Source organism: Herbaspirillum hiltneri N3, from assembly GCF_001267925.1.
GTDB classification, from domain to species: Bacteria; Pseudomonadota; Gammaproteobacteria; order Burkholderiales; family Burkholderiaceae_D; genus Herbaspirillum; species Herbaspirillum hiltneri.
Genome location: NZ_CP011409.1, coordinates 1600876 through 1623895 on the forward strand (window position 1 = coordinate 1600876; position 23020 = coordinate 1623895).

The 23020-nt window shown below is 60.9% G+C and carries 18 protein-coding genes; 9 read left to right on the plus strand and 9 right to left on the minus strand.

Annotated features, from left to right (window positions below; genetic code table 11):
- The first annotated feature begins 158 nt into the window (after positions 1-158).
- The 3 genes from F506_RS07200 to F506_RS07210 are packed head-to-tail and all read left to right on the plus strand — an operon-like array spanning position 159 to position 2717.
- Positions 159-1220, plus strand: a complete 1062-nt coding sequence (locus tag F506_RS07200) for a ComEC/Rec2 family competence protein (protein ID WP_144424008.1) — start codon at positions 159-161, stop codon at positions 1218-1220.
- Positions 1220-2026 carry a hypothetical protein gene (locus tag F506_RS07205; protein ID WP_235471416.1) on the plus strand — a complete coding sequence of 269 codons (807 nt, stop codon included), beginning with the start codon at positions 1220-1222 and terminating at the stop codon, positions 2024-2026. Before F506_RS07200 ends, F506_RS07205 begins: the two co-directional genes overlap by 1 nt.
- 19 nt (positions 2027-2045) lie before the next feature.
- Complete coding sequence (locus F506_RS07210; RefSeq protein WP_053196153.1) at positions 2046-2717, plus strand: DUF4145 domain-containing protein; 672 nt, start codon at positions 2046-2048, stop codon at positions 2715-2717.
- A 153-nt stretch (positions 2718-2870) separates the two neighbouring features.
- Here the strand turns inward: F506_RS07210 and F506_RS07215 are convergent, their stop codons facing one another.
- The 9 genes from F506_RS07215 to F506_RS07255 all read right to left on the minus strand — a co-directional run bounded on the left by F506_RS07215 (position 2871) and on the right by F506_RS07255 (position 14523).
- Positions 2871-6086, minus strand: a complete 3216-nt coding sequence (locus F506_RS07215) for a CusA/CzcA family heavy metal efflux RND transporter (protein WP_053196154.1) — start codon at positions 6084-6086, stop codon at positions 2871-2873.
- Between the two features lie 53 nt (positions 6087-6139).
- Positions 6140-7420: an efflux RND transporter periplasmic adaptor subunit gene (locus tag F506_RS07220; RefSeq protein WP_053196156.1), complete on the minus strand. Its 1281-nt coding sequence runs from the start codon at positions 7418-7420 to the stop codon at positions 6140-6142.
- A 12-nt stretch (positions 7421-7432) separates the two neighbouring features.
- Positions 7433-8665: a TolC family protein gene (locus F506_RS07225; protein ID WP_053196158.1), complete on the minus strand. Its 1233-nt coding sequence runs from the start codon at positions 8663-8665 to the stop codon at positions 7433-7435.
- 77 nt (positions 8666-8742) lie between these two features.
- Entirely contained in the window at positions 8743-9102 is a 360-nt protein-coding gene (gene czcI / locus F506_RS07230) for a cation efflux protein, CzcI family (protein ID WP_053196159.1), read from the minus strand.
- Positions 9103-9142: 40 nt separating this feature from the next.
- Positions 9143-10303, minus strand: a complete 1161-nt coding sequence (locus F506_RS07235) for an MFS transporter (protein WP_053196161.1) — start codon at positions 10301-10303, stop codon at positions 9143-9145.
- Between the two features lie 317 nt (positions 10304-10620).
- Positions 10621-11769: a galactonate dehydratase gene (gene dgoD, locus F506_RS07240; RefSeq protein ID WP_053196163.1), complete on the minus strand. Its 1149-nt coding sequence runs from the start codon at positions 11767-11769 to the stop codon at positions 10621-10623.
- Positions 11770-11874: 105 nt separating this feature from the next.
- Entirely contained in the window at positions 11875-12528 is a 654-nt protein-coding gene (locus F506_RS07245) for a 2-dehydro-3-deoxy-6-phosphogalactonate aldolase (RefSeq protein ID WP_053196165.1), read from the minus strand.
- A gap of 4 nt (positions 12529-12532) precedes the next feature.
- A complete protein-coding gene (locus F506_RS07250; RefSeq protein ID WP_053196167.1) occupies positions 12533-13558 on the minus strand; it encodes a 2-dehydro-3-deoxygalactonokinase in 1026 nt (341 codons plus the stop codon).
- Between the two features lie 35 nt (positions 13559-13593).
- Positions 13594-14523, minus strand: coding sequence for an aldose 1-epimerase (locus tag F506_RS07255; RefSeq protein ID WP_053196169.1), 930 nt, complete (start codon positions 14521-14523; stop codon positions 13594-13596).
- A gap of 493 nt (positions 14524-15016) precedes the next feature.
- Here F506_RS07255 and F506_RS07260 point away from each other — a divergent pair, with 493 nt between their 5' ends.
- The 6 genes from F506_RS07260 to mmsA all read left to right on the plus strand — a co-directional run bounded on the left by F506_RS07260 (position 15017) and on the right by mmsA (position 23019).
- Positions 15017-15988: an ABC transporter substrate-binding protein gene (locus F506_RS07260; RefSeq protein WP_053196172.1), complete on the plus strand. Its 972-nt coding sequence runs from the start codon at positions 15017-15019 to the stop codon at positions 15986-15988.
- Between the two features lie 251 nt (positions 15989-16239).
- Positions 16240-17817 (plus strand): sugar ABC transporter ATP-binding protein, encoded by a 1578-nt coding sequence (locus F506_RS07265; RefSeq protein ID WP_235471417.1) that lies wholly within the window; start codon positions 16240-16242, stop codon positions 17815-17817.
- Entirely contained in the window at positions 17814-18908 is a 1095-nt protein-coding gene (locus F506_RS07270) for an ABC transporter permease (RefSeq protein WP_144424009.1), read from the plus strand. Before F506_RS07265 ends, F506_RS07270 begins: the two co-directional genes overlap by 4 nt.
- 37 nt (positions 18909-18945) lie before the next feature.
- Positions 18946-19983 carry a galactofuranose ABC transporter, permease protein YjfF gene (yjfF, locus tag F506_RS07275; RefSeq protein ID WP_053196175.1) on the plus strand — a complete coding sequence of 346 codons (1038 nt, stop codon included), beginning with the start codon at positions 18946-18948 and terminating at the stop codon, positions 19981-19983.
- A 213-nt stretch (positions 19984-20196) separates the two neighbouring features.
- Positions 20197-21270, plus strand: coding sequence for a multiple monosaccharide ABC transporter substrate-binding protein (chvE, locus tag F506_RS07280; RefSeq protein WP_053196177.1), 1074 nt, complete (start codon positions 20197-20199; stop codon positions 21268-21270).
- 201 nt (positions 21271-21471) lie between these two features.
- Positions 21472-23019, plus strand: a complete 1548-nt coding sequence (gene mmsA, locus F506_RS07285; protein ID WP_053196179.1) for a multiple monosaccharide ABC transporter ATP-binding protein — start codon at positions 21472-21474, stop codon at positions 23017-23019.
- The last annotated feature ends 1 nt before the right edge of the window (position 23020 follow it).

Genomic DNA, 23020 nt, shown 5'->3' on the forward strand with positions numbered 1-23020 from the left:
CTGCTCCTCTTGACGGGAGAGAGGCACCTTGCCCGTTGGTGCCGCTAGGAGTGCATGTTTTTTATCTCATCTGGATGTCGCTTGCGACGTGATCATCTGAAGAAGCCTTGATAGTGCCAGCTGTTATGATGTCATTTCAGAATTGGGGAGACAAAAAAATGAACTATGAAGTCGACTTCTTGCCTGTAGGGGAAGGTTCTGGGGACGCAATTGTTATTCGCTATGGCGACGATACCGCGGGCTATCACCTTCACGTAGTGGATGGGGGACGTGCTGGGACGGCAGAAACCATCATCAACCACATCACTAAGTTTTACCAGAACTACCACATCGACCACATGGTGCTTTCGCACGCTGATGACGATCACGCGACCGGGCTTGTTGGTGTGATGGAGAAAATCAAAGTTAAGAATCTGTGGATGAACAGGCCGTGGCTTTATGCCTCGGAAATTCTTGATCATTTCCACGGCAACTTCACATTGCAAGGCCTGATTGACGACATTAAAGGGCGACATCCTTATCTGGTCGAACTTGAGGAGCTTGCCATTAAGCAAGGGACCCAAATACATGAGGTCTTTCAGGGTTCTACAATTGGTGCATTCAAGGTCCTTGCGCCCACGAGAGATCGGTATGTCAACTCGATCCCTGATTTTGAGAAAGCTCCTGAAAGATATACGACTGAAGCTGCCGGATCTCCGAGCTTTGGACTGCTACGGTCTTTGGCAGAAGCTGCGAAAAAATGGTTGGAAGAAAAGTGGGATGTGGAAACGCTTGCGAAAGACACTAAGACTTCTGCGTCCAACGAAAGCTGCGTGGTGCAGTATGGCGTACTAGGCGGCAAAGGAGCTTTGCTCACAGCGGACGTAGGCCCCATCGGATTAATGGAGGCTGCCAATTTTGGCGCTCAGCTTGGATTGGACCGGCCCAAATTCGTGCAAGTGCCGCATCATGGAAGTAGGCATAACGTAACTCCGTCGGTCTTGGACATATGGTTAGGACCTAAGCAACCCCAAGGCACAGTAGTCGGCACAGCATTCTGCTCAGTCGGTTCAAACAAGGCGGACTACCCACGTGGCCAAGTTACGAATGCTTTTATGCGCAGAGGCTTCAAGGTCTACTCGACCCGTACCAAATGGCTATCGCACTACGCCGGCAGCGGTCACGCCAATATGATTCCGGCAGTTGCAGAAGAGTTTGCTAACAAAGTGGAGAGCCTCTGATGGAAATTTTCAAGTTCTTCGATGCCTACTCTATACGCGCAAGGTTATTTCCCGCGATCATCGCCGCGGCACCCGCATTCGCTGCACTGACACTTTTGATTTCGTGGAAATCGTTTGAGCTTTCGAACCTTATAGCGACTCTCGGGACACTTGTGCTCCTGTTTGCTATCGCAGATTTCTCGCGCGTTCGGGGCCGCGCGATAGAAGGCAAGCTCTATACAGAACACGGAGGTATGCCATCGATCACCATGTTTCGCCGAAACGACAAGACCATTGATGCCGGTTCGAAAGACCGATATCGATCTTTTCTAGCAGGGAAGCTGGCTATGGAGGTACCTAGCCCCTTAGATGAGAGCACAAACCAGACCTCCGCTGACGAATTCTATGGCCAATGCGGCAACTGGCTTCGTCAGAACACTCGCGATACGAAGAAGTTTCCCATCTTGTTTACGGAAAATATCACGTACGGTTTTCGTCGAAATTTGCTCGGGGTAAAAATGTTGGCGCTGTGCTTGAACGTCATCGTCGTCGCTGTTTGCACGTTCATCTTGTGGCGTCTATCTTGGGACGTCGACACGCCTCAAGGAAGCCGAATTACAGTGGTATTGTTGGTTGCGGTAGCTCACGCCGCTTACATGCTTCTGGCTGTGAGCCGAACTGCCGTATGGGATGCCTCTAAAGCGTACGGTCGGGAATTGATTCTTAGCTGTGAGTCGTTCTTAGCGCAGTCGAGCAGCCCTGCTAAGAAGACAACCGCGCGCAAGAGTGCGTCAAAGACTGAAAACGTTAGCCCGCCGTCTGATTAACCAAATCGAAATTGCAAAAATGACAGGTAACCTCACAATAAACAAGCAACAAGGCCAAAAGATCACTTGCTTTTGTCGCGACTGCCATCGTGAAACAAAGCATGAAATTATTGCCGAAGCGACTCTAAGCGGTTCCGACGAGTCGGGTGGCTATTCAACTGGCTGGGCTATTGAGCATCAAATAATAAGATGTCTCGGTTGCGAAACATTCTCTTTTAGGAAAATCGCCGGAACAGAACATGACTATGTGCAAATCGACGAAAACGAGTGGGAATACCAAGCAAGCATCGACATATATCCGAACCCTCGCCAAGGTCGGCAACCCCTAGCCGACGCAGGGTTGTTGCCGGATAAGATTCAACGGATCTATGAAGAATCACTCCAGGCGTTGAATGACATTCAGCCAGTTCTTTGCGGAATAGGCACTCGTGCAATCATAGAGACCGTCTGTAAAGACAAGAATGCAACCGGTGGCGATCTATATAACAAGATTAACTCGCTAGTCGGGCTCGGCGTACTAACACGAGATGGCGCCGATATCCTACATAAGCTTCGTACTCTCGGAAACGATGCAGCTCACGAAGTTAAGCCCCACTCTCTTCAAGAGCTTGGCCTTGCCTTCGATGTGGTTGACCATCTTTTACTGGGTGTTTATATCTTGCCAGATCATGCAAAAAAGACTTTTAAATGAAGACCTGACGAGTCCTCAAGTCCGTTCTCCTTAGCTCAATATGGGATGTTCTAAGGCCAGTTTAGCGGCGGAAGATGAGGTCAGAAATCGATTGGGAAGAGGCAGAGAAAACGAAATAAGCCCCACAACGATCATGTTGCGGGGCTTTTCTTTTTACATTGACGAGACATCCTTGCGCCTATCGCGGCGCAGCCAAGCCTGCAAGCAGGTGCGCCATGATCGCGCTGTATTGCCTTCGTCCTTATCCTCTGAATCCGGTGCATGCACCAACCGATACAACAACGGCAGCACCAGCAACGTCAACAAGGTCGACGACAAAATCCCTCCGATGACCACGGTCGCCAGCGGCCGCTGTACTTCCGCTCCGGTGCCGGTTGCCAGCGCCATCGGCACGAATCCCAGCGACGCCACCAGCGCAGTCATCAACACCGGTCGCAGGCGCGTCATTGCGCCTTCGAAGATGGCGTCGTCGAGCGAGCGGCCTTCTTCGCGCAGGGTGCGGATGAAGGCGATCATCACCAGGCCGTTCAACACCGCCACGCCTGACAGTGCGATGAAGCCGACGGCGGCGGAGATCGACAGCGGGATGCCGCGCATGGCCAACGCCAGCACGCCGCCGGTCAGCGCGAACGGGATGCCGGTGAAGACCAGCAGGCCGTCCTTGACGTTGTTGAACATCGCAAACAGCAGCACGAACACCAACAGCAAGGCGACCGGCACGACGATTTGCAGGCGTTGTGTTGCCGACTGCAGGTTCTCGAACTGGCCGCCCCAGGCGATCCAGTAGCCGGTCGGGATTTTTACCTGTGCGGCGATGCCGGCGGCAGCGTCGTCGACGAAGGAGCCGAGGTCGCGTCCGCGCACGTTGGCGCTGACGACGACGCGGCGTTTGCCGTTTTCGCGGCTGACCTGGTTGGGGCCGGGGGCGATGTCGAAGTCGGCGACTTCACCCAGCGGGATATAGCTGAGTTTGCCGTCGGCCTGTGGTCGTGGGATCGGCAGGCGCTTGATGGCGTCGAGGTCGTTGCGTTCGTTTTCCGGCAGCCGCACGATGATGTCGAAGCGGCGGTCGCCCTGGAACAGCGTGCCGGCTTCCTTGCCGCCGATGGCCATGGCGACGGTGTCCTGCACGTCGCCGATGTTGAGGCCGTAGCGGGCGGTCTTCTCGCGGTCTATCTTCACCGTCAGCATCGGCAGGCCGGTCGATTGCTCGACCTTGACTTCGGTCGCGCCGGGGACCTTGCCCAAGGTGGCTGCGATCTTGGCGGCGGTGTCGTTGAGCACGTCCATGTCGTCGCCGAAGACCTTGACCGCGACGTCGCTGCGCACACCCGAGATCAGTTCATTGAAACGCAACTGGATCGGTTGCGAGAACTCGTAGCTGTTGCCGGGCAGGCTGGCGACGGTCTCCTGGATGGCGGCGATCAGTTCGTCGCGTGTCTTCCTCGGCTTGGGCCAGTGGTCTTGCGGCTTGAGCATGATGTAGCCGTCGGAGATGTTCGGCGGCATCGGGTCGGACGCCACTTCGGCGGTGCCGGTGCGGGCGAACACGCGCTCGATCTCGGGGAAGTTGTCCTTGAGCGTGCGTTCCAGCTGCTGCTGCATCTCCACCGATTGCGTCAGGCTGGTGCCGGGTATGCGCAGGGCCTGGATCGCCAGGTCGCCTTCGTTGAGGCTGGGCACGAACTCGCTGCCGAGCTTGGTGCCGAGCAGCGTACACAGGACGATTACCGCAGCTGCCAGCGACAGCACCACCGGCTTGTTGCGCAGCGAGGCTTGCAGCAGCGGCGCGTAGATGCGCTTGGCGGCGCGCATCAGAGCGTTTTCCTTTTCGTCGACCTTGTCGCCGATGAACAGCGCAATTGCCGCCGGGATGAAGGTGACCGAGAGGATCATCGCGCCCAGCAAGGCTGCGACCACGGTGAAGGCCATCGGCTGGAACATTTTGCCTTCGACGCCGGTCAGCGCAAACATCGGCAGGTACACGATCATGATGATGAGCTGGCCGAACAGCAGCGGGCGGCGCGCTTCACGCGAGGCGGCGAAGACTTCGTGGAAGCGTTCGCTGCGTGTCAGCGGCCGGCCGTGATGCTGCTGCGCGTGGGCCAGACGCCGCACGCAGTTTTCCACGATCACGACGGCGCCGTCGATGATGATGCCGAAGTCGAGCGCGCCCAGACTCAGCAGGTTGGCGCTGACGTGGTTGGACACCATGCCGGTGAAGGTGAACAGCATCGCCAGCGGAATCACCATCGCCGTGATCACGGCCGCGCGGATGTTGCCGAGGAACAGGAACAGCACCGCGATCACCAGCACCGCGCCTTCGATGAGGTTCTTCTTGACGGTGCTGATGGCCTTGTCGACCAGCACCGTGCGGTCGTACACGGTGACGGCCTGCACGCCTTCGGGCAGCGAGCGGTTGATCTCGGCCATCTTCTTGTCGACTGCTTGCGAGACCGTGCGGCTGTTCTGGCCGATCAGCATGAAGACGGTGCCGAGCACGACTTCGCGGCCGTTCTCGGTGGCGGCGCCGGTGCGCAGTTCGCGGCCGATGCCGACCTCGGCGACGTCGCGGATGCGGATCGCCACACCTTGCACGTTGCCGAGGATGATGTTGCGGATGTCGTCGAGCGAGGCCACCTGGCCGGGCGCGCGGATCAGGTATTGCTCGCCGCGCTTCTCGATGTAGCCGGCGCCGACGTTGGCGTTGTTGCGCTCCAGCGCCGCCGCCACGTTTTGCAGCGTCAGACCGTAGGAGGCCAGCTTGGCCGGCGACGGTGCGACATGGTATTCCTTGGCGTAGCCGCCGATGGAATTGATCTCGGTCACGCCGGGCACGTTGCGCAGCTGCGGCTTGATGATCCAGTCCTGGATTTCGCGCAGGTCGGCGGGCGAGTAGGGCACGCCGTCGGCGTTCTTTGCGCCTTCCTTGGCTTCAACCGTCCACAGGTAGATTTCGCCGAGGCCGGTCGAGATCGGTCCCATGGCGGGATCGATGCCGGACGGCAGCTTGCTGCGCGCTTCCTGGATGCGTTCATTGACCAGCTGGCGCGCAAAGTAGATATCCGTGCCGTCCTTGAAGATGACGGTCACCTGCGACAGCCCGTAGCGCGACAGCGAGCGTGTCTGGTCGAGGTTGGGCAGGCCGGACATGACGGTCTCGATCGGGAAGCTGATGCGCTGCTCGGTTTCCAGCGGCGAGTAGCCGGGCGCGGAGGTGTTGATCTGCACCTGGACGTTGGTGATGTCGGGGACGGCGTCGATAGGCAGCTTCTGGTAGCTGTAGACGCCATAGGCCGCCAGGCCGAAGACGGCCAGCAAGACCAGCCATCGATGCTCGATGGCGAAGCGGATGATGCGTTCAAACATGGGAGTGTCCTTCTCGCTCGGAGTGGGAGGTGCGGTCGCTATTCAGCAGATTTTTAATGCGCATGTTCGGCGCTCCCTTTACCCAGTTCGGCCTTGATGACGAAGCTGCCTGCGGCGGCGTAGACATCGCCCGCGCTGAGGCCCTTGAGGATTTCCACACGCTTGCCGTCGCTGCGGCCGGGCGTGACTTCCTGCTTGCGGAAGCCGTCGGCGACGCGCACGAAGACGACCTGTTTCTGCTCGACCGACTGCACCGCATCGGCGGCGACGGCGAGTGCGACGTCGGTTTCCTGCGCCAGCACGTCGACATTGACGAACAGGCCGGGACGCCAGGCGTTGCCGGGATTGGGCAGGACCACGTGGGCCTTGGCGGTGCGCGTCTGTTCGCCCAGCAGGGCGCCGACGTAGGCGATCTTGCCGTTGGCGCTGGAGGCGAATGCGGTGGCGTTGACGGTGACGCTTTCGCCGACGCGCACGGCGTTCATGTCGCGGGCGGCGACCGTCATCTCGGCCCAGACGCTGGACAGGTCGGAGATGGTGAAGATGCTGGCATCTTCCTTCACGGCTTCACCGAGCGCGAGATGCTTCTCCACGACGATGCCGTCGAAGGGGGCGCGGATTTCGTAGCGGTTCAGTCCTGAAGCGCTGGCGCCTGCGCCGATGGCGGCCAGCTTTTGCTGCGCATTGCGCACGGCGATTTCAGCTTCCTTCAGCGCTTGTCCGGCTTGCAGGTAGTCTTGCTCGGCGGAGATCTTTTCCTGCCACAAGGTTTTTTCGCGCGCGTGGGTTGCCTGCGCCAGCGTCAGTCGCTGCTGCGCATTCAGCAACTCGCTGCGTTGTTCCGACAACGTGCTGCTGCTGACGATGGCGAGCACTTGCCCCTTCTTTACCTGCTGGCCGAGATTGGCGCTGACCGATTCGACCACGCCGTTGACCTTGGGCACCACGTGCGCGGTGCGGTCCTGGTTGAAGCGAATTTCGCCGGGCAGTTGCAGGCTGGTGCGGATGCGGCCGGGGGCGGCGGTATCGAGGACGATGCCGGCGGTTTTGAGTTGCTGGTCGCTGAAGGCGATCTTGCTGTCTTCGTCGTGACCCTTTCCATCGTGACCCTTTTCATCGTGGTCGTCGTCTTTGTGATCCTTGTCTTCGTCGTGGCCGCCTTTGGCTTCCTTGTGATCGTCCTTGGTCGTCTTTTCTGCGGCGTGGTTATGGCCGCTTTCGGCATGGGCGTCGGCCGGTGCAGATTTGCTTGCGCCGCTGAACAGGATCAGTGCGGCCAGCAGCGCCGTGATGGCCACAATCGCGGCGATGGTGAGTTTCTGTTTCTTGGTCATGATGGCGTCCGGTTATTGGTTGGGGCCGGCGGAACCGAGCAGGCGCTCCAGTTCGGCCGAGGCAAGGTGGGCGTCGGAGATCGCGCGCAGGTATTGCGAGCGCGCCTGGAACAAGGTGCGCTGGGCGTCCAGCACTTCCAGGAAATTGAACTTGCCGAGTTCGAAGCCCTTGCCGGCGGCGGCATAGGCGCTCTGTGCTCCGGGCAGGATGTCGCTGTGCAGGACGGCAACTTCGGCGTGGGCGTTGCGCAGCTTTTCATAGGCCTGCGCGATGTCGGTGCGCATGCGCGTCTCCGCAGCGGCGAGTTCATCGCGTGCCTTGTCTGTGCGGCGCAGGGCTTCTTCGAGATTGCCGCGATTGCTGTCGAGGAAGGGCAGCGGCATCGACACGCCGACCACCCACATGCTGCGGCCGGCTTCTTCGTCGCGCTTCCTGCCCAGGCTCAGCGTGGCGTCGGGAATACGCTTGCTGCTCTCGATCTTGCTCAAGGCCTGGCGACGTTCGACTTCGAGCCGGGCCAGCCGCAGTTGCGGCGCGTCGGCGCTGCGCCCGGCGATATCGGCGATGGCGGGCAGCGGCGGCAATTGCCCGGCAGCGCCTTCGGCCAGCGTGAAGTGTGGCTGGGCGTTGCCCCACAGTCCGGCGAGGCGGCGGCGCGCGAGGTCGAGTTCGCCGTCGGCCTGGCTCAGCTCCAGCCGGGCCGAGGCAGCGGCAACGCGCGCCCGGGTCTCTTCCACCGGCGAGATCTTGCCGGCGGTGACGCGACGGCCGGTGGCGTCGGCGGCGCTACAGGCCAGATCGGCGGATTCTTGCGCCAGGCGTCGGCGTTCCTGTGCCGTCAGCACGGCGAAGAACGCAGACGTGGCGGCAGTGCGGATTTCATCGCGCCGGATGGCAAGCTCGATGCGGGCAGCCTCGCGTGAACGTTCGGCGGCGCCGATGCGGGCGGCGCGCTTGCCGCCGAGTTCAATCGGCTGGTTGAGCTGGATGGTGGTGGTGCGCGTGCTTTTGCGCGTGTCTTCCATCAGCGTCGACAGTTCGGGATTGGGGCGTGCGCCGGCTTGCGCGACGGTGGCGTCGACCGCCTCAAGTTCATGCCGGGCGGCGGACAGTTCGGGGTTGTTGTCGAGCGCGAGCGCGACGGCGTTGCTCAGCGTCAGGGGCGTCGCCGCCTCCTGCGCATGCGTGTAGGCCGGACAGGCGAGCAGAAGCGCCAGTCCCAGCGGATAGAAACGGGTGTACATCGAATTCTCCGGACAAGAGGGAAGGAATTCGGCGAGCGGTCAGCAGTGTAATGAAAAGAGAGAGACGACTCGCCGGCTTAAGCGGCGAGCATCCAGTCGGGCTCTTCCGGAGATTCCCCGATGTGGGAGAGATACAGCGGGAGTAATGAAGGCGTGAAGCTGCTTTTTTCCTGCGCCGGCGGCGTCCATGCCGCGTGCGAATTCATCGGCTTGCTGCAGGAGAAATGGCAGAAGCTGCAATCGGCGTCGCTGCCGGTGTTGAATTTGCTGTCGTCGCTATTGTCCGGTTGTTGATCCTGCTTGCTATCGGCAGCGGCGTGATGGCCGACGTGCTGTGCAACGGGATCGCTTTCATGCTGGCAATACGACGCCACCGCCGCCCAGGAAAACTGGAAGGGCAGCAGCATCAGCAGGAAAATGAGGGCGTAGCGTTTCATGGCAGGGCATTATAGCCGCACTTTTTCAAGACCAGTCGAATCACGCTGCGGCGCGCGCCGCACGCCGATCCAGCAAGGCCGAAGTCAGCACCGTCAGAAAGGCCAGCACCGATACGCCCGCGCCCAGCAGCGGCAGGTCGGTCAGCGGCAGGCCCGCCGAAATCGCCAGTCCGCCCAGCCAGGCGCCGGTCGCATTGCCGACGTTGAACGCGCCCTGGTTGAGCGTCGATGCCAGGTTCGGCGCATCCCTGGCTTTGTCCAGCACGCGGATCTGCGCGGCCGGCACGACGGCGAACGAGAAGGCGCCCCAGACGAACATGGTCATCAGCGTCGGAATCTGGTGATGGCTGCTCCACGAGAACTGCACCAGGATGAGCGCGATGCAGACGAACATCGAGAACAGCACCGGCATCAATCGCCAGTCCGCCAGGCGTCCGCCGATCAGGCCGCCGACCGTGATGCCGGCGCCGAACAGCAGCAGCACCCAGCTTTCCTGATGTGCCGTGAAACCGGTGACGTCGAGCAGGATGTAGGCGATGTAGGTAAGCACGCTGAACATGCTGACCGATGCCAGCGTGCTGGTCAGCAGTGCGAGCTGCACCTGTGGATGGACGATGGCGCGGAATTCCTTGAAGATGCTGCCGCCTTGCATGGCGATTTTCTTCGGCAGGCAGATCCACAGCATGATCACGGCGGCCAGGCCGATCAGCGTGATCACGCCGAAGGTCGAGCGCCAGCCGGCAGCGTGGCCGAGTGCGGTGCCGAACGGCACGCCGAGGATGTTGGCGACGGTCAGGCCGGTGAACATCAGCGCCACGGCTTGCGCACGCTTTTCGCGCGGCACCAGTTCGGCGGCGACCACAGAGCCGATGCCGAAGAACGCGGCATGGCAGAACGCCGTTACCACGCGCGCCACCATCAGGAAGTTGTAGCTCGGCGCAATCGCGCACAGCACGTTGCCGAGGATGAACAGGCACATCAGGCCGACCAGCGCGCGTTTGCGCTGCCATTTGGCGGTGACGATCGCCAGCACCGGCGCACCGGCCGCCACGCCCAGCGCGTAGCCGGATACCAGCATGCCTGCCGCCGGCGCAGAGACGCCGAGATCGCGCGCAACATCAGGCAGCAGCCCCATGATGACGAATTCTGTAGTGCCGATGCCGAAGGCGGCGACGGCGAGCGCGAAGAGGGGCCAATGCATGATGAATCCTGTGGAATTGCTACGGAGGGAAACCGCTATTTTACGTGGCTGCGGCCCGGTCTGCTGAGCAGATGCGGGCCGCATGGATGAAATATATTGAAGAGGACAATACGATTTCAATAAACAAAACCAGATCGGAATGAGGTGGCGTACGAGAAAAACTTAAGAGACCGAAATCTGTTCCTGGTCCGTAGCGAGGAGGGCGTCAGCCGCCGCCGACCGGAGCGCAAGGACCGCAACGTACTTTTAGTACGTGAGGATCCTGAGCACCGTACGACGGCGGATCACGCCCCCGCAGTAGGACTAGGAGCAGATTTTTACCATTCTGCGAAGCTGCCGTCTTTATGTCGCCAGATCGGATTGCGCCAGCGATGGCCGACTTCGGCGCGCTGCCTGACATACTCTTCATTGATCTCGATGCCGAGGCCCGGACCGTTCGGGATGGTGACGTAACCATCCTTGTAGCTGAACACGTCGGCATCGGTGACGTAGTCAAGCAGGTCATTGCTTTCGTTGTAGTGGATGCCCAGGCTTTGTTCCTGGATGAAGGCGTTGTACGACACCGCATCGACTTGCAGGCAAGCCGCCAGCGCAATCGGTCCCAGCGGGCAATGCAACGCCAGTGCGACGTCGTAGGCTTCGGCCATGGTGGCGATCTTGCGCGTCTCGGTGATGCCGCCGGCGTGCGAGACGTCGGGCTGGATGATGTCGACGTAGCCTTCGCTGAGGATGCGCTTGAAGTCCCAGCGCGAGTACAGGCGCTCGCCCAGCGCGATCGGCGTGCCGGTGAGGTGGGCGATTTCCTTGAGCGCTTCGTAGTTCTCGCTGAGCACCGGTTCTTCGATGAACATCAGTTTGTACTGTTCGAGTTCCTTGACCAGCACCTTGGCCATGGGCTTGTGCACGCGGCCGTGGAAGTCGACGCCGATGCCGACGTTGGGGCCGACCGCTTCACGCACGGCGGCAACGTTGGCCAGCGTGAGTTCGACCTTGTCCCAGGTGTCGATGAACTGCATTTCTTCGGTGCCGTTCATCTTGACGGCGGTGAAGCCGCGCGCCACCGCATCCTTGGCGGCCTTCGCGGTGTCGGCCGGCCGGTCGCCGCCGATCCACGAATACACGCGGATGCTGTCGCGCACCGGGCCGCCCAGCAACTGGTTGACCGGCAGGCCGAGCGCCTTTCCCTTGATGTCCCACAAAGCCTGATCGATGCCGGCGAGCGCGCTCATGTGGATCGCGCCGCCGCGGTAAAAACCGCCGCGGTAGAGCACGGTCCAGTGATCTTCGATGTTGCGCGGGTCCTTGCCGATCAGGTAATCGGCCAGTTCTTCAACGGCGGCGGCGACGCTGTGTGCGCGGCCTTCGACCACCGGTTCGCCCCAGCCGACGATGCCTTCATCGGTTTCGATCTTGAGGAAGCACCAGCGCGGTGGCACGATAAAGGTAGTCAGTTTTGTGATTTTCATCGGAGATGATCCGTTCTGAGAAAAAGCGCCCATTCTTGCGGCGGGCTGGTTAAGGAGCGTCCGGTCGTCACGCTCATGTTCGCGACCCTGCGACCGGCTTCTTTTTTAGGTGGTCGGTGTGGATGCACCGTGACGGGTTTGCCAGGCGCTGACGAAGGCCTTGGCGTTCTCGGCGACGGTGGCGGCCGTCATGCCCGGCTTGAACAGCGCCGAGCCGAGACCGAAACCGGATGCGCCGGCATTGACGAACACCGATACGCTGCTGGGCATGATGCCGCCTACCGGCAGCAGCGCGACCGAGGCCGGGATGACTGCGCGCCAGGCTTTGACGACGTGCGGTCCGAGCTGCTCGGCCGGAAACATCTTGAGCACGTCGGCGCCGGCGGCCAGCGCGGCAAATGCTTCGGTCACGGTGGCAACGCCGGGGGCGCTGCACAGACCGGCATCCTTGGCGGCGCCGATGACGCGCGCATCGCTGTGCGGCATGACGATCAGTTCGCCGCCCGCGGCCTTGACCTGGGCGACTTGTTCGGGGCTGAGCACGGTGCCTGCGCCGATCACGCAATCGGCCGGCAGCGTGCGGCGCAGCGTGGCGATGCTTTGCAGCGGTTCAGGCGAGTTGAGCGGTACTTCGATGACGCGGAAGCCGGCTTCATACAAGGCCTTGCCGATGGCTTCGACTTCGTCGGGACGGACGCCGCGCAGGATGGCGATCAGGCCGCAGTGCTGCAGGGCTTGCTGGAAATGATTCTTCGGCATGATTCTACTTTCTCGATGTTCGCGGTGAGGGGGAAACCAGGCCCGCATGCGCGGCCAGTTTCCACAAGCCGTGCTCGGTGGCGGCAGCGGCGATTTCAATGTTGGTCAGGTCGTACAGCGCCAGCGCCTGACGGTAGCGCTCGCACAGTGCGTCGTCGCCGATGAGGGCGATGCGCTGCTGCCGGATCCCGTCGGTGGTTGCCAGCAGCGCGGCGATTTCGTGGCCGATCAGCAGCCCGGACAGATAGTGCGCCTGGGCGCGCGGCGACAGTTCGCCGGTCAGGCCGAGCGTGCGGCTGCTGAAGATGTTGGACAGCATGCCGGCACGGCCGTCGGCCGACTTCGCCACCAGCGCGCCGCGCGCGAAGGCGGCGTTGTCCTCGGCATCGGTTGTATCGGCGGCGGCGCGCTGCATGGTGCGGCCGAGGATGGTGTGATTGCTCAGCACGGCATACATCTCGCCGGTCATGAAGGTGTCGAAATGTTCGATGCGCTTGCCGCGCACGTGCACCCATTTCGAATGCGTGCCGGGCAGGCCGATCAGGAGATCATCGACCTGCAGCTGGTCGAGGATGCCGGCGACCTGGGTTTCCTCGCCGCGCATCACGTTGGGCAGCGCCGAGCGTTGCAGCAATCCCGGGACGATATGCAGCGGCACGCCGAAGCCGGTGTCGACAACGGTCATGGTGTTGCCCACTTCGCTGACGGCCAGCGGCACGTCGAGGTAGGGCGCTTCACGCCAGCCCTGTTTGCTGCCGACCATGCCGGCGGCGATCAACGGAGTGATCGGGAAATCGCGCAGCCAGTCGCCGCAGGCGGCTTGCAGCGCGCGACGGAAGCCGGCGTCGGGTGTGTCGGCGGCAGCATCCGTACCTTCTTCGGCCGGCGGCAAATTCATGATCCCCCACGGCAACGCACGCTTGTCGGCCACGCGACCGTCGGCGTTGAAGCGGTAGGCGCGCAGCGAGGTGGTGCCCCAGTCGAGCGCGATCAGGCCGGTGGAGGATGAGGAAGGAGTTGCTGGCGTCATTGTGTATTCGGTGTCAGTGCAAGGTCAGAGCAGATTCAAATCTCGCTCACGATGAAATGCGTGAGCAATCGCATCGACGCATCCGGCGCCAGGTTGACCAGGCCGTCGCGGCCGGGCATGTGGAAGGCGTCGATCGGATGCGTGATCGGCTCCAGGCAAAAATAGTCGAGGCCGGGCGGGCGGTACATGAGGCTGTAGCCCGTGCAGTTTTCCATCTGCATGCTCAGGCGCAGGCCGCGGTCGGGGTAGTCGATGTGCGAGACGCCGTCCCAGCCGGTAAAACAGTTGTCGATCAGCGGACCGTCGATGGGGAACTCGACCGGTGCGAACCGGTTGTAGTCGAAGGTCGCCGGGAAGTCACGCGTATGCCCGGTCGGGATCGGATCGGCGCCGCACAGCCAGACGCCGTCGGCGCGCGACTGCAGGCGCGTTTCGGCATTGCGTGGGAAGTAGGGATGCAGGCCGAGGCCGAACGGCAGTTCTTCCGCGCCGCGATTGGTGACTTGCAGGTCGATCGTCAGGCCATCCTGGTTCAGTGTCAGCGTTTGCGTCGCGCTATAGGTATATGGATCGCCGTCGTACTGGGCCGAGTCCAGCGCCAGCACGATGTGCTGGTCGCTTTGTTCGGCGACGCGCCATGCCTGCAGCCAGCCGTCGCCGTGGATGGGATAGTTTTCACCGGCGCGGTTTTGCAGGACGGGATAGTGCAGGTCCTTGTGCATGAAGCCGCCTTCGGTGATGCGGTTCGACCACGGCACCAGCGGGAAGCAGGCGGTCGTGTAGAGATCGTCGGCGCCGGCCCAGGGGCGCAGCAGCGGCGTCCATGCGCCGCGCCATTCCAGGTCCCATGCCGCGATGCTGGCGCCCAGTCCGGGCAGCACGCTCAGGCGTTGATGTCCGGACCGAAGGGTCACGGTCTCAATGGCGGACGCGCCGCCGCGCTGCGCTGCTGGGGATGTGGTCATGGCGTCTCGGTTGCTGTCTCGATTATCTGGGCGGATGCTGTACGGTCTGCTCCGCCTGGGCTTGCTGCCTAAGAGCGACTAACAAAACGCCGCTGGCGGCGTTGCTTCTCCTAGCCGTACGTTCGTACTGTCTTCGTCGGCGCGCCTTGCCATCGACGTCTTGTTAGTAGCTCTAACGCAAAAACAGCGCCGATCCTAACATCGCCGACCGATGCGGAATAATGAAAAATTGATAAACATTGATATCAAAAACGATCTGGCAGTCAGCATTTCGTCATCGATGTAGTTTGATAAAACGCCATGCTTGTTTCGGTATCGGATGTGGCTAAAAATTCATTGGATAGATATTTCTCGCTCTCCTACTATTGATCGGCACATTTCGCTGCACGCCATGTGCCAGCGAACCCGCAAATGACGGCGCCTCCGTTCCCCCACGACAGCGCCGGACACCAATAAAAACAGTTCGTGTTGATAAACATAATTGGAGACAACAATGAAAATGACTCGCAGAACCCTGCTGGGCGCCGCCGTTTGCATGACCCTGGGCTTGAGCGTCCTCTCCGGCGCCGTGGCTGCCGACAAACCGTTGACAATGGGCTTCTCCCAGGTCGGCGCCGAAAGCGAATGGCGTACCGCCAACACCGCCTCGATCAAGGACGCCGCCAAGAAGGCAGGCGTCAACCTGAAATTTGCCGATGCCCAGCAAAAGCAGGAAAACCAGGTCAAGGCCATCCGTTCCTTCATCGCGCAAAAGGTCGACGTGATCGCCTTCTCGCCGGTGGTTGAATCGGGCTGGGACACGGTCCTGCGCGAAGCCAAGGCCGCCAAGATCCCGGTGATCCTGACTGACCGCGCCGTCAACGTGAGCGACAAGTCGCTGTACGTGACCTTCATCGGTTCCGATTTCGTCGAAGAAGGCCGTCGCGCCGGACGCTGGCTGATGGATCGCGCCAAGACCATGCCGGCCGGCGACATCAACATCGTCGAGCTGCAAGGCACCGTCGGCTCGGCGCCGGCAATCGACCGCAAGGTTGGTTTCGAAGAAGTGATCAAGGCCAATCCCAATCTGAAGATCATCCGTTCCCAGACCGGCGACTTCACCCGCGCCAAGGGCAAGGAAGTCATGGAAGCCTTCCTCAAGGCCGACGGCAAGAAGATCAACGTACTCTACGCGCATAACGACGACATGGCCATCGGCGCCATCCAGGCAATCGAAGAGGCCGGCCTGAAACCGGGCAAGGACATCATCGTGATTTCGATTGACGGCGTGAAGGGCGCGTTCGAAGCCATGATGGCCGGCAAGCTCAATGTCACCGTCGAGTGCAGCCCGCTGCTCGGCCCACAACTGATGTCCATCGCCAAGGACGTCAAGGCCGGCAAGGAAGTGCCGAAACGCATCACCACTGAAGAAGGCGTGTTCCCGGCCGAAGTCGCGGCCAAGGAATTCCCTAACCGCAAGTATTGATGCTTAGAGACGGTTTCATAAAACCGTCTCTTAATACCGGATACTGATCGGTCTCCCCCGCATGTGACCCATGCCGGTTCCGATCGTATGGCCGGGAAAGCAATTTCCCGGTGTTGTTTCTCCTCTGCTCTGGAGTAACCCCTGGGCCTTGAACGATGCGCTGCAATGCCCCTCTGTGTTGCAGCGGATCTGCTCAACAGGCTTTGAGCGGCGGGCTTCGGCCCGCCGTTTTTTTCTCTTGCGGTAACGCCATGTCGAACGCAATGTCACCAAGCACCACTGCCATCGGCGCCGAACCGGCGCTGGAACTCATCGGCATCCATAAATCCTTCACCGGCGTCAAGGCGCTGAGCGACGTCGGCCTGCGCCTGTATCCGGGCGAAGTCCACACCCTCATGGGCCAGAACGGCGCCGGCAAATCGACGCTGATCAAGGTACTGACCGGCGTCTATACGCCCGACGACGGCCACATCCTGTTGCGCGGCCGCTCCATCCGGCCGGGCTCGACGCTGGAAGCGCAGCAGCTCGGCATCAGCACCGTGTACCAGGAAGTCAATCTGTGTCCGAACCTGACCGTGGCAGAGAATATTTTCATCGGCCGCTATCCGCGCAAATGGGGCGGCGTCGGTCCGATCGACTGGGCCACCATGCAGCGCCGCGCCACCAAACTGTTGGCGAAGCTCGATCTGCACATCGACGTGCAAAAGCCCTTGTCCGCATATCCGCTGGCGATCCAGCAGATGGTGGCGATTTCCCGCGCCGTGAGCGTGTCGGCCAGCGTGCTGATCCTCGACGAGCCGACCTCCAGCCTGGACGAGGCGGAAGTGCAATTGCTGTTCAAGGTCTTGCGCAGCCTGCGCGACGAAGGCATGGCGATCCTGTTCGTCACGCATTTCCTCGACCAGACCTATGAAATCTCCGATCGCATCACGGTGCTGCGCAACGGCGTGCGCGAAGGCGAATACGCCGCCAGCGAATTGTCGCGCCTCGATCTGGTCAACAAGATGGTGGGCGTGCCGGTTGACGCCACCGCCGCCGGCGAGGCGCTGGCCGACCATGCCGACATCACGCCGGCCGCCAACGCCGGCGAGATATTCCTGCAGGCGCGGGAGCTGGCACGCAAAGGCGCGCTGGCGCCACAGGACTTCGACCTGCGCGCCGGTGAAGTATTCGGCTTGTGCGGCCTACTCGGCTCCGGCCGCACCGAGACCGCACGCTTGCTGTTCGGCGCGGACAAGGCCGACGGCGGCGAGATCAGCATCAAGGGCAAGCCGGTGAAATTCTCCACGCCGCGCGACGCCATCGCCGCCGGCATCGGCTTCTGTTCCGAAGACCGCAAGAAGGAGGGCACCATCCTCGATTTGTCGGTACGCGAAAACATCATCCTCGCGCTGCAGGCTCGCAACGGCTTGCTGCACGTGATTCCGCGCAAGCGCCAGCAGCAGCTCGCGGCCGACTACGTCAAATGGCTGGGTATCAAGACCGCCGACATCGAAACCCCGATCGGCTTGCTGTCCGGCGGCAACCAGCAGAAGGCCTTGCTGGCGCGCTGGCTGGCGACCGATCCTGACATGCTGATCCTGGACGAACCGACGCGCGGCATCGATGTGCGCGCCAAACAGGAGATCATGGACTACGTCATGGCCTTGTGCCGCAAGGGCATGTCGATTCTTTTCATTTCTTCCGAGATCCCGGAAGTGCTACGCTGTAGCGACCGCATGCTGGTGCTGCGCGATCGCCGCGGCTGCGGCGAGTACCTGCGCGGCGAGCTTGACGACGCCTCGGTGCTGCAGGTGATTGCGGGCGAGAATGTAGGAGCATCAGCGTGAGCGCATCAATGAATTCCAATCTGGTTTCCAATCGCACTGCCTTTTCGGGCGCCGCCGCCAACCGCCTGCGACGCGCCTTGTTTCATCCCCTGAGCCGGCCGCTGGGCGCGCTGGCGGTACTGCTGCTGATCGACTTCTTCATGATCCCGGGTTTCTTCCGCATTGAGATGAAGGATGGCCATCTGTACGGCAGCGTGATCGATATCGTCAACCGCGCGGCGCCGCTGATGCTGGCGGCGCTGGGCATGACGCTGGTGATCGCCACGCGCGGCATCGACATTTCGGTCGGCGCGGTGGTGGCGATTTCGGGCACGATTGCGGCGATGCTGATCGGCGGCACCATGGTCGTCAACAACGGCGTGCCGGAATACGTCAGCAATATCCCGATGGGCTGGGCGCTGGCTGCCGCGCTCGGCGTGGCGCTGCTGTGCGGCGCGTGGAATGGCTTGCTGGTGGCGACGCTGGGCCTGCAACCGATCATCGCCACGCTGATCCTGATGGTGGCGGGGCGCGGGCTGGCGCAGCTGCTGACCGATGGCCAGATCATCACGGTGTACTACAAGCCGTTCTTCTATCTCGGCAGCGGTTACCTGTGGGGTTTGCCGTTCTCGCTGTTCATCGTCGCCGGCATGTTCGTGGTGCTCGCACTGCTGATGCGCAAGACCGCGCTGGGCCTGTTCATCCAGTCGGTCGGCATCAATCCGGTGGCGTCGCGGCTGGCCGGCATCCGCACCGCGGCGCTGATCTTTTTCGTCTACATCTTCTGCAGCCTGTGCGCCGGACTGGCCGGATTGATGATCAGCGCCAACATCAAGAGCGCCGACGCCAACAACGCCGGCCTGCTGCTCGAGCTGGACGCGATCCTGGCGGTGACGCTGGGCGGCACTTCGCTGGCTGGCGGCAAGTTCAGCCTGGTCGGCAGCGTGATCGGCGCGCTGATCATCCAGGCGCTGACGTACACGATCTATTCATTGGGCGTGCCGCCGGAAGTCAACATGGTGGTCAAGTCGGTGGTGGTGTTCCTGGTCTGTCTGTCGCAATCCCCGGAATTCCGCCGTCTGCGTTTGTTCAAATCCGGCAACCAAGCCTGATGTCCAGGGAAAATCAAGGAAAAATCCAGGAAAAATCATGAAGAATTTTCGCTCTTTTTTTCACCATCTGCTGGCTACGCCGTACTTCACCTCGCTGGTCACCGTCGCCTTGCTGGTGGTGCTGTTTGCGATGGGCTCGGTTGCCTACGACGGTTTCTTTTCGGTGCAGGTGGTGTTGAACCTGCTGATCGACAACGCCTTCCTGCTGGTGATCGGCATCGGCATGACCTTCGTGATCCTGTCCGGCGGCATCGACCTGTCGGTCGGTTCGGTGCTGGCGTTGACCACGATGATCTCGGCCTATCTGCTGCAGTCGTGGCATTGGCATCCGCTGCTGGTGATCGTCTGCGTGCTGGTGCTGGGCGGCCTGTTCGGCGCGGCGATGGGGGGGCTGATCCATTTTTTCAAGCTGCAGCCGTTCATCGTCACGCTGGCCGGGATGTTCCTGGCGCGCGGCCTGTGTTATCTGATCAGCATCAATTCCATCACCATCGACGATCCGCTGTATGTGGCGATGTCGCAGACGCGGCTGGAGTTCGGTGACGCCTTCATCTCGCCCAGCGTGGCGATTGCCCTGCTGATGCTGGCGCTGGCGATCTACCTGGCGCATTACACGCGCTTCGGCCGTGCCGTCTACGCCGTTGGCGGCAATGAGCAGTCGGCGCTGCTGATGGGTTTGCCGGTGGGGCGCACCAAGGTCGCGATTTATGCATTCAGCGGTTTCTGCGCGGCGCTGGCGGGTGTATTGTTCTCGTTCTACATGCTGTCCGGCTACGGCCTGCATGCGCAGGGCACCGAACTCGACGCCATCGCTGCGGTGGTCATCGGCGGTACCTTGCTGACGGGTGGTTACGGCTATGTGGCCGGCACCCTGACCGGGGTGCTGATCCTGGGCGTGATCCAGACGCTGATCGCCTTCGACGGTACGCTCAGTTCGTGGTGGACCAAGATTGTGATTGGCGTGCTGCTGTTCGTGTTTTGCCTGGCGCAGCGCCTGATGTCGATGGGCGCTGCCAAGGCGGCAGATGCGAATGGCGCCGCGGTTGCCGTCAAGCCGTCCGCGCAGGCGGCTTGAGGCATGTGGAAAGGGCAAAAAACGGCAGACGCGAGTCCTGCCGTTTGCGCAGAACTGATGTTGAAAACAATATGGGTTTTAGCAAAAAAATCATTAGAAATGTATTGGTTTAATGATTATCGTAGAGGCCTTGCAAAACATCGGGCGTTCCCCGCGCGTTGAGAGATGTTTTGCATTGCCAGTAAAACAACAAACATTTAGGAGACGAGAAGTATGAAACTCAAATCGGTATTGGCCGGGCTGACGCTTGGCCTGAGCATGGGTCTGATGGCAGTCAGCGCGCAAGTGAGCGCCCAGACCAAGGGCCTGATCGGTATCTCCATGCCGACCAAGTCGTCGGCGCGCTGGATTGCCGACGGCAACAACATGGTCAAGGTATTCAAGGAAAAGGGCTACCAGACCGACCTGCAATACGCGGAAGACGACATCCCGAATCAGCTGGCGCAGATCGAAAACATGGTGACCAAGGGCGTTAAAGTGCTGGTCATCGCGGCGATCGACGGCACCACGCTGTCCGACGTGCTGCAAAAAGCCGCCGACAAGGGCATCAAGGTCATCGCTTATGATCGCCTGATCCGCAACTCGAAGAACGTCGACTACTATGCGACTTTCGACAACTACCAGGTCGGCGTGCTGCAAGCTTCCTACATCGAAAAGGCGCTGGACCTGAAGTCCGGCAAGGGCCCGTTCAACATCGAACTGTTCGGCGGTTCGGCTGACGACAACAACGCCTTCTTCTTCTACAACGGCGCCATGTCGGTCCTGAAGCCATACATCGACAAGGGCAAGCTGGTCGTGCGCAGCAAGCAAATGGGCATGGACAAGGTCGCAACCCTGCGTTGGGACGGCGCTACTGCGCAAGCCCGCATGGACAACCTGTTGAGCGCCTACTACGGCAATGCCCACGTCGACGCAGTGCTGTCGCCGTATGACGGCATCAGCATCGGCATCATCTCCTCGCTCAAGGGCGTCGGCTACGGTACGCCGAAGCTGCCGATGCCGGTCGTGACCGGCCAGGATGCGGAAGTGCCTTCGGTCAAGTCCATCATCCGCGGCGAACAGCGTTCGACCATCTTCAAGGACACGCGTGAGCTGGCGAAGGTCACCGTTTCCATGGTGGACGCCGTGTTGTCGGGCAAAGCGCCAACCATCAACGACACCAAGACCTACAACAACGGCGTGAAGGTTATCCCTTCGTACCTGTTGAAGCCGGTCAGCGTTGACGCCAGCAACTGGAAAGAAGTGCTGGTCGGCAGCGGCTACTACACCGAAGCGCAAGTGAAGTAATCCACTTGTTGCGCTGAGTGAGCACGGTCCGGCCGGCGCAAGCCGGCAGGACAAAAAAGCAACCCCGCGCCGCGCGCGCGGGGTTGGTGTTTCCGGAGGCGGCGTTGTTGCAGCTGCAGCAGCGCCGGCCGGGGACCAGGATAGCGGCCCGCAGCATCCCACCACAACGGCAGGCCGGAGCAGAAGAAGAGGTCAGAACACATGAGTACAATTCTGGAAATGCGCGGAATTGAAAAGACATTCCCAGGTGTCAAGGCGCTCAACAACGTCAACCTGGCAGTGCGCACCGGCGAAATCCACGCCGTGGTCGGCGAGAACGGCGCCGGCAAATCCACCCTGATGAAAGTGCTGAGCGGCGTTTATCCGCACGGAAGCTATTCCGGCGACATCATCTATCAGGGGCAGACCCGCGAATTCAAGGATATCGTCGACAGCGAAAGCGTCGGCATCATCATCATCCATCAGGAGCTGGCCCTGGTGCCGCTGCTGTCGATTACCGAAAATCTTTTCCTCGGCAACGAGCAGGCCAGCGGCGGCGTGATCGACTGGGAGCAGTCGTACGCCAAAGCCAAGGAACTGCTGGCCAAGGTCGGCCTGAAGGATCCGCCGTCGACGCTGATCACCAACCTCGGCGTCGGCAAGCAACAACTCATCGAGATCGCCAAGGCCTTGTCGAAAGAGGTCAAGCTGCTGATCCTCGACGAACCGACCGCCAGCCTCAACGAAAGCGACAGCGACGCCTTGCTCGAACTGCTGCTGGAACTCAAGGCGCAGGGCATTTCATCGATCCTGATTTCGCACAAGCTGAACGAGATTTCCAAGGTCGCCGATTCGATCACCGTGCTGCGCGATGGCGCCACGGTCGATACCTTCGATTGCCGCAAGGAAGAGATCAGCGAAGACCGCATCATCCAGAACATGGTCGGCCGCGAGATGGCGGATCGCTATCCCAAGCGCGAGCCGCATATCGGCGAGACCATTTTCGAAGTCAGGCAGTGGCGCGTGCATCATCCCATTCATCCCGATCGCGTGGTGATCAAGGACATTGACTTCAACGTGCGCAAGGGCGAAATCGTCGGCATCGCCGGTCTGATGGGCGCCGGCCGCACCGAGCTGGCCAAGAGCATCTTCGGTCGCGCCTATGGCGCCAAGATCAGCGGCGAAGTGCATTTGCACGGCAAGAAGATCGACGTCGGCACCATCCAGAAAGCCATCAACCACGGCATCGCCTACGTCACGGAAGACCGCAAGGGCGACGGCCTGGTGCTGGACGAAGACATCAAGAAGAACATCTCGCTGGCCAACCTGGGCGCGATTTCCGACAAGTCGGTGATCGACGAGGCGCGCGAGTTCAAGGTCGCTGCCGACTTCCGCACCAAGATGCGGATCCGCTGCTCGAGCGTGCTGCAAAAGGTCGTGAACCTGTCCGGCGGCAATCAGCAAAAGGTGGTGCTCAGCAAATGGCTGTTTTCGAATCCGGAAGTGCTGATCCTCGACGAGCCGACGCGCGGCATCGACGTCGGCGCCAAGTTCGAGATCTATACGCTGATCAACCAGCTGGCCGCAGAAGGAAAATGCATCATCATGATCTCGTCGGAAATGCCGGAACTGCTCGGCATGTGCGACCGGATCTATGTCATGAACGAAGGGCAGTTCGTCGGCCAATACACGGCGGCGGAAGCATCGCAGGAAAAAATCATGCGTTCCATCGTAAGGAACGAGAGGATTGTGAAGAATGGAGAACAATGAA